This window comes from Stutzerimonas stutzeri (assembly GCF_002890915.1).
Lineage (GTDB): Bacteria > Pseudomonadota > Gammaproteobacteria > Pseudomonadales > Pseudomonadaceae > Stutzerimonas > Stutzerimonas stutzeri_AF.
Genome location: NZ_POUT01000023.1, coordinates 26,127 through 32,126 on the forward strand (window position 1 = coordinate 26,127; position 6,000 = coordinate 32,126).

Sequence of the window (6,000 nt, forward strand, 5' to 3'; positions counted from 1 at the left end):
GCCAGCGCTCGCTACGCTTGTGTTGACTCACCCCAAAACAACGACCTCGAAGCGGGAGACCTCCCTCATGAATCTCAAAGGCAAGACCGCGCTGGTCACCGGCTCCACCAGCGGCATCGGCCTCGGCATCGCGCTGAAGCTGGCCGAGGCCGGCGCCGACCTGCTGCTCAACGGCTTCGGCGACAGCGCCGCGGCGGTGGCCGAGGTGGCCAGGCACGGCGGCAAGGTGCACCACCACCCGGCGGACATGGCCAGCGCACAGCAGATCAGCGAGCTGTTCGCCTACGCCGAAGAGACGTTCGGCGGCGTCGATATCCTGGTCAACAACGCCGGCATCCAGCATGTGGCGCCGGTGGAGCAATTTCCCGTCGAGCGCTGGGACATGATCATCGCCATCAACCTCAGCTCGGCGTTCCACACCACGCGCCTGGCGCTGCCGGGCATGCGCCGGCGCGGCTGGGGGCGGATCATCAACGTCGCCTCGGCCCACGGGCTGGTCGGCTCGGCACAGAAGTCCGCCTATGTCGCCGCCAAGCACGGGCTGGTCGGGCTGACCAAGGTGGTGGCGCTGGAGACCGCCACCACGCCGATCACCTGCAACGCCATCTGCCCGGGCTGGGTGCTGACGCCGCTGGTGCAACAGCAGATCGACGAGCGCGCCCGCCAGGATGGCGACGTGCAGCGCGCCCGCCACGACCTGCTGGCCGAGAAGCAGCCGTCGCTGGATTTCGTCACCCCGGCGCAACTGGGCGCACTGGCGCTGTTCCTCTGCAGCGAGGCCGGCGACCAGGTGCGCGGCGCGGCCTGGAACATGGACGGCGGCTGGGTCGCACAGTAGCCCGCCAGCGGCTTTTGCTGACCTGCGGCAAAGCGGCCGGACAAAAGACGCGCGGCCGCTTGGCAAGCGCAACGTGCTGGGGATAGGGTCTTGTTGCCATCCCCAGCGAAACCGCCCGCATGACCACGATTGCCAGCGACACGCCGACCAGCGGCAAAGCCCCCGTGCACCTGGCCCTGCGCCGGGTCGCCATCGACACCTACCGCGAGAACGTCGCCTACCTGCACCGCGACTGCGCCGCCTGCCGCGCCGAGGGTTTCCAGGCGCTGGCCAAGGTGGAGATCCGCGTCAACGGCAAGCGCATCCTCGCCAGCCTCAACCTGGTGGACGACCCGGCCATCGTCGGTATCACCGAGCTGGGCTTGTCCGAGGACGCCTTCGCCCAGCTCGGCGCCGAGGCCGGCGTGCCCGCCGCGATCGCCCAGGCCGAGCCGGCCGCCTCCATCCCGGCGCTGCACCGCAAGATCGCCGGCGAACGCCTGCTCCGCGAAGACTTCCAGGCCATCGTGCGCGACATCGCCGAGCACCGCTATTCGAAGATCGAGCTGACCGCCTTCGTCGTCGCCTGCAACCAGGGCGAACTGGACCGCGAGGAGGTGTACTTCCTCACCGACGCCATGGCCCGGGTCGGCCGCCGCCTCGACTGGCATGAGCACCCGGTGGTGGACAAGCACTGCATCGGCGGTATTCCCGGCAACCGCACCTCGATGCTGGTGGTGCCGATCGTCGCCGCCCACGGCATGCTCTGCCCGAAGACCAGCTCGCGGGCGATCACCTCGCCGGCCGGCACCGCCGACACCATGGAGGTGCTGGCCAACGTCCAGCTGCCGTTCGAGCGCCTCTGCGAGATGGTCCGCGACGAGCGTGGCTGCCTGGCCTGGGGCGGCACCAGCGAACTGTCGCCGGCCGACGACGTGCTGATCGCGGTGGAGCGGCCGCTGTCGATCGACTCGCCGGGGCAGATGGTCGCCTCGATCCTGTCGAAGAAGGTCGCCGCCGGCTCCACCCACCTGCTGCTGGACATCCCCATCGGCCCCACCGCCAAGGTGCGCTCGATGGCCGAGGCGCAGCGCCTGCGCAAGCTGTTCGAGTTCGTCGCCTCGCGCCTGGGGCTGACCCTGGACGTGGTGATCACCGACGGCCGCCAGCCCATCGGCGCCGGCATCGGCCCGGTGCTGGAGGCGCGCGACGTGATGCGCGTATTGCAGAACGACCCGCGCGCGCCCAACGACCTGCGGCAGAAGGCCCTGCGTCTGGCCGGCCGCATGCTCGAGTTCGATCCCGACGTGCGCGGCGGCGACGGCTATGCCATCGCCCGCGACATCCTCGAATCCGGCCGGGCGCTGAAGAAGATGCATTCGATCATCGAGGCCCAGGGCGGCAAGGTCTTCGACCACAACCAGCCGCCGCTGGCCAAGCTCAGTTTCGACGTGCTGGCCGACCGCGATGCGATGGTCACCGGCATCGACAACCTACAACTGGCGCGCATCGCCCGGCTGGCCGGCGCGCCCAAGGTCCAGGGCGCCGGCGTCGACCTGCTGCGCAAGCTCGGCGAGCCCGTGCAGGCCGGCGACTGCCTGTATCGCGTCTACGCGGACTTTCCCGCCGACCTCGCCTTCGCCCGCCAGGCCAGCGAGCGCGCCAGCGGCTTCAGCCTCGGCCATGCCGCCCAGCTTCCGACCGTCTACGTGGAGTTCTGATGCACAGCCTGCTGCTGTATTTCGCCGACGAACGCGACGCCGCCCTGCGCCTGGCCGAGGCCTGCGGCCTGCCGGCCGCCATGGTCGAGCGCCACCGTTTTCCCGATGACGAGCTGCGCCTGCGCCTGCCGCTGGCCGAGGGCGAGGCGCTGGCCGGGCAACTGGTGCTCTACCGCGGCCTCGACCACCCCAACGAGAAGCTCGTCGAGCTGCTGCTGGTGGCCGGCGAGGCGCGGCGCCTGGGCGCCCGGCGGCTGATCCTGGTCGCGCCGTACCTGGCCTACATGCGCCAGGACATCGCTTTCAACCCCGGCGAGGTGGTCAGCCAGCGGGTGATCGGCCAGCTCCTCGCCAGCCAGTTCGATGGCTTGATCACCGTCGACCCGCACCTGCATCGCGTCGCCACCCTGCACGAAGCGGTGCCGCTGGCCGCGGCGGTGGCCCTTTGCGCGGCGCCGGCGCTGGCCCGGCTGATCGCCGAACGCCATCCCGACGCGCTGCTGCTCGGCCCGGACGCCGAAGCCAGGCAGTGGATCGAGGCCGCCGCCGCGGCGCACGGCTTCGAACATGGCGTATGCAGCAAGGTGCGCCACGGCGATCATCGGGTCGAGATCGCGCTGCCGGCGCTGGATTTCGCCGGGCGCCGCGTGGTGCTGCTGGACGATGTCGCCAGCTCCGGTCGCACCCTGGCCCAGGCCGCGCAGAAGCTGCTGGCGGCCGGCGCGGCCTCGGTGGACGTGGCGGTGACCCATGCGCTGTTCGCCGGCGATGCGCTCGAGGTGATCCGCGCGGCCGGCGTCGGCCAGATCTGGAGCACCGACTGCATCGCCCACGAAAGCAACGCGGTGTACATGGCAACGCAGCTGGCCGAGGCGCTGCGCCCGCTGCTGCGTTGAAACAGTCAATGCACGCGCGTGGCCTGCACGGATGTGCGTGGAGGGCTGAAATCCGCCCTGCCTAGCCGCCCTGTCGCCTCAGGTCACGTGCACAGCGAACCCGCAGGAGCCCGGGGGGCGTCGAGTCCTTGCCGGCGATCATCGGCGTCGCGGCGAATCGCCCGCAAGCGGCGCCTGCGATAGCCATGGCCACAGCCGCCTACCACTGCAGTTGCAGCGTGCTGTCGAATGCGCGTGGTTCCCCGCTCAGCGGATCGCGGAAACGCAGGCCGCGCGCCAGCAGCTTGAGTGGCCGCGCGTAGTCGTCCGTGTCGCGCTCGCCGCGTTCGAGCAGCCGCGGGTAGAACGGGTCGTTGCAGATGCCGGCGCCGAGCGAGGCCATGTGCAGGCGCAACTGGTGCTTGCGGCCGCTGATCGGCGACAGCCCGTAGCGCCAAAGCTCGCCCCGGCGTTCGAGCACCTCGATCAGCGTCTCGCTGTTGGGCTCGCCCGCGCCTTCGCGCATCAGGAAGAACGGCTCGCCAGCGACCATGCGCAGGCGCCGGCGCAGCGGGAAATCGAGCTGCGGCAGCGCCGGACAGATCGCTTCGTAGCGCTTGTGGATCTCGCGCCGGCGAAACAGCGCCTGGTAGGCGCCGCGGCTTTCGCGGTTGCTGGAGAACAGCACCAGCCCGGCGGTGAGCCGGTCGATGCGGTGGATCGGCACCAGGTCGGGATTGCCCAGGCGCTTGCCCAGGCGGGCCAGCAGCGTTTCCTCGACGTACTCGCCGGCGGGCATCACCGCGAGGAAATGCGGCTTGTCGACCACCACCAGATGGTCGTCGACATGGAGGATGCGTTCCTCGAACGGCACCGGCGTCTCGTTCGGCACCTCACGGAAGTAGTGGATGCGCAACCCGGGCCGATAGGGATGCTGCGCAGTGATCGGCCGCCGCTCGGCATCCAGCACCCGGCCGCGGGCCATGCGATCGAGCCAGGTCATGCGGTCGATAGCCGGGAAACGATCGCACAGGCAATCGAGCACGGTGCGCCAGTCGCCTGGCGGCAGGTGCACGGTGCTGGGGCGGGAGTTCGAAGCGGGCATGGTGCGAAGATGGCGACGGGCGGGGCCAGCGATGATAACCGCTATGCGCTCGGCTGGCCTCCCCGGCGACAGGGCGGACGAACGCCCTGCATGGGAAAGGCGCGGTCAGTCTTCCTTGTCCTTGGTGACTTCGCCGGTCCGGCCGTCGATCCGGAACTCGTACTTCTTGCCGTCCTGCTTCATGCCCTCGCCTTCCCAGCCATCGTTGTCGGCCTCGATGCCGTGCAGCTCGGTGTAGCCGGCAGCCTTGGCCTTTTCCACGGCCTGCTCGAGAGTGATCCAGTCGGCACCGGGCCTGTCCGCCGCGAAGGCGGCAGCGGAACCCAGGATGGCAACGGCGAACGCGGCGGTCAGGGGTTTGTTGTACATCTCGTCTTTCCTTCTGCGAACGAACGGGTCGAGCCGCCGTTGCGGCTCATGGGATTACGAGCCCGGCGGCCAGCGGGAAGTTCAACCGTACGCCCGGGCGAATCGCATGGCCAGGTGTCGATTCCGCCCGACGCCATTCGATACATACCCAGGAGCCCCTGCCGCGCGATGGGGCCCCGCAGCAGGTTTGCGAACTCACGCCACCGGAGGTTCCCATGAGCACGCACAAGGTCGTATCCGAACAGGACTGGCTGGCCGCCCACAGCGCCCATCTGCTCGAGGAGAAGCAGCTCACCCACCAGCGCGACGCCCTCCATGCCAAGCGCCGCCAGCTGCCCTGGCGCCGCATCGAGCAGGACTACATCTTCCACGACGCCAGTGGCCCGGTTCGCCTCGGCGAGCTGTTCGCCGGGCGCAGCCAGCTGATCATCAAGCACTTCATGTTCGGCCCGGACTGGACCGAGGGTTGCGTCGGCTGCTCGTTCGAGGCGGATCACATCCAGGGCGCGCTGGTGCATCTGGAGCACCACGACGTCAGCTTCGCCGCCATCTCGCGGGCGCCGTTCGACAGGCTGGAGGCGTTCCGCCGGCGCATGGGCTGGCACTTCCGCTGGCTGTCGTCGGCCGGCAGCAGCTTCAACCGCGACTTCCACGTGTCCTTCGAGCCCGACGACATCGTCGATGGCAAGGTCTTCTACAACTATGTCTGGCAGCCCTTCGTCTGCGAGGAGCTGTCGGGCTTCAGCGTGTTCCTGCGCGACGAGCAGGGCGACATCTTCCACACCTTCTCCGCCTATGGGCGCGGCGCGGAAGAGCTGCTCGGCACCTATGTGCTGCTGGACATGACGCCCCACGGCCGCAACGAGAACGGCCCGAACCACGACCTCACCGACTGGGTGCGCCATCACGACCGCTACGGCAGCGGCGGCGGCGTCATGCCGAGCGGGCGCCCCAGCTCGGATACCGGCGGTTGCTGCCACGACTAGCAGGCCGTTGAAAAAAGCCAGAGCCCGCGTGGCTCTGGCAAAATGGCGGCCATCCTCTTCTGCCGAAGCCAGCCCAAGCCGATGCGTGGACTCGACCTCAAACAAAACGAGCTGTTCAGTTATACGA

At 69.2% G+C, this 6,000-nt stretch carries 6 protein-coding genes; 4 read left to right on the forward strand and 2 right to left on the reverse strand.

The window, feature by feature from the left end:
* The first annotated feature begins 67 nt into the window (after positions 1–67).
* From CXK94_RS21940 to CXK94_RS21950, 3 genes are all read left to right on the forward strand, one after another.
* On the forward strand, positions 68–838 hold the full coding sequence (locus CXK94_RS21940) for a 3-hydroxybutyrate dehydrogenase (RefSeq protein ID WP_102895856.1): 771 nt from the start codon (positions 68–70) through the stop codon (positions 836–838).
* 119 nt (positions 839–957) lie between these two features.
* The gene (locus CXK94_RS21945) at positions 958–2,538 is read left to right on the forward strand and encodes a thymidine phosphorylase family protein (protein ID WP_102895857.1); all 1,581 of its coding nucleotides are present in this window, start codon (positions 958–960) and stop codon (positions 2,536–2,538) included.
* A complete protein-coding gene (locus CXK94_RS21950) occupies positions 2,538–3,434 on the forward strand; it encodes a ribose-phosphate diphosphokinase (protein ID WP_037039625.1) in 897 nt (298 codons plus the stop codon). The genes CXK94_RS21945 and CXK94_RS21950 overlap by 1 nt, the downstream gene beginning before the upstream one ends.
* A gap of 199 nt (positions 3,435–3,633) precedes the next feature.
* Here the strand turns inward: CXK94_RS21950 and CXK94_RS21955 are convergent, their stop codons facing one another.
* Together CXK94_RS21955 and CXK94_RS21960 are read right to left on the reverse strand one after the other, a co-directional pair.
* Positions 3,634–4,518: a pseudouridine synthase gene (locus CXK94_RS21955; RefSeq protein ID WP_102895858.1), complete on the reverse strand. Its 885-nt coding sequence runs from the start codon at positions 4,516–4,518 to the stop codon at positions 3,634–3,636.
* Positions 4,519–4,623: 105 nt separating this feature from the next.
* On the reverse strand, positions 4,624–4,887 hold the full coding sequence (locus tag CXK94_RS21960; RefSeq protein ID WP_102895859.1) for a PepSY domain-containing protein: 264 nt from the start codon (positions 4,885–4,887) through the stop codon (positions 4,624–4,626).
* Between the two features lie 215 nt (positions 4,888–5,102).
* Here CXK94_RS21960 and CXK94_RS21965 point away from each other — a divergent pair, with 215 nt between their 5' ends.
* Complete coding sequence (locus tag CXK94_RS21965) at positions 5,103–5,873, forward strand: DUF899 domain-containing protein (protein ID WP_102895860.1); 771 nt, start codon at positions 5,103–5,105, stop codon at positions 5,871–5,873.
* Positions 5,874–6,000 lie beyond the last annotated feature (127 nt).